This is a genomic window from Shewanella sp. MF08487, from assembly GCF_050848685.1.
Classification (GTDB): Bacteria; Pseudomonadota; Gammaproteobacteria; order Enterobacterales; family Shewanellaceae; genus Shewanella; species Shewanella glacialipiscicola.
This window is the reverse complement of the sequence record NZ_JBOZPB010000059.1, coordinates 1-1,373: the sequence shown is the minus strand read 5'-3', so window position 1 is coordinate 1,373 and position 1,373 is coordinate 1. Positions and strand designations below refer to the sequence as shown.

At 41.8% G+C, this 1,373-nt stretch carries 1 protein-coding gene and 1 pseudogene; both read left to right on the top strand.

All coding sequences use genetic code 11. The features are described from left to right. Positions 1–90 (top strand): annotated as a pseudogene (locus tag ACRN9H_RS19610) (IS5/IS1182 family transposase); the annotation flags it as partial. Positions 91–351: 261 nt separating this feature from the next. Next, positions 352–900, top strand: a complete 549-nt coding sequence (gmhB, locus tag ACRN9H_RS19605) for a D-glycero-beta-D-manno-heptose 1,7-bisphosphate 7-phosphatase (protein WP_432315878.1) — start codon at positions 352–354, stop codon at positions 898–900. Positions 901–1,373 lie beyond the last annotated feature (473 nt).

Here is a 1,373-nt window from a genome sequence, read left to right as displayed (position 1 = left end):
ATATCAACAAGATATGACAAGCTAGCAAGAAATTACGCCAGTATGGTGTCACTGGCGTTTATGTTAATGTGGCTGCCGATGTATTGCTGAGCAACATTTGTACAGCAAAGATCAACAGACCCTAGTATGCACTTCAATTAATAAGTGTGAGAGATCCTGAACCAATAGGTAAGGTCTAAGTGGATAAATACGCGCAGCAATAGATACTATTATTACTTGGGGTTACCCGTCTATCTCAATTAGGTATTGCGAAGGCTTAATTTAGGGCGAAAGCAGAACTTCGCGGTGCAATTTTGTTTAATGAGTGAAATAATAGTGCGATAACGCCTTAGGCGATTTTGGAGCAATACAGTGAGTCGAGCAGTATTTTTAGACCGTGATGGTGTGATTAACAAAGACCATGGTTATGTTCACCAAGTGGATGACTTCGAATATATCGAAGGTGTGTTTGAATCTTGTCTCTCGTTGAAGGAAATGGGCTACAAGTTAGTGGTTGTCACTAATCAATCTGGTATTGCCCGTGGCATGTACACAGAAGATCAATTCCACAGCTTAACGGAGTGGATGGATTGGAACTTTGCCGACAAAGGGGTCGAACTCGATGGGATCTATTATTGCCCGCACCATGCTGAAAAAGGTATTGGGGAATATAAAATCGATTGTGATTGCCGTAAACCTAAGCCGGGTATGCTCAATGATGCGGCGCAATTCTTAAAAATCGACTTAGCGAACTCAGTCATGGTTGGCGACAAAGCCGAAGATATGCAGGCCGCGAAAGCTGCGGGCGTGACTACTCGTATATTAGTGCGCAGTGGTAAGGTTATTGCTGATGACAGTGATGCCACTGTGGTACTCGACAGTATTGCCGATGTGCCAGCTTACTTAAAAAGCATAGGCTAATTACAACTCAACTTATAAGCAGAACACTCTTTACTTACTCAGCAGTTCTAAGGGTGCCTGTCGGGTGAAAGTTGAGTAAACGTAAATAACACGACATTAAAGAGCTAACCAATAGGTTGGTTCTTGTCATTTCTAGAGCAGGATTAATCCCATTTTTGCTCTTAATTCAGCGATGAACCGATATAATTGCCGTTAAAACACACTTTTAGTTTAAAAAGTGTGCGCTTGATTCGTTTTTTGCCATTATTTTAGAAAAAGGGCTTGCGGTAAAATCTGACGTCCCTATAATGCGCATCCACTGACACAGCGGGGTCAACGGTTAGGCGCTAAATAAGCTGCTGACCATGCTCTTTAACAATTTATCAAGCAAATCTGTGTGGACACTCACAGGTGTTGAGTTAATCGAAACTGCTTAGCCTTCGGGTTGGCAGTCAAAAATTTAAATCAATGTAACAATGAGTGTTCATAGCAAT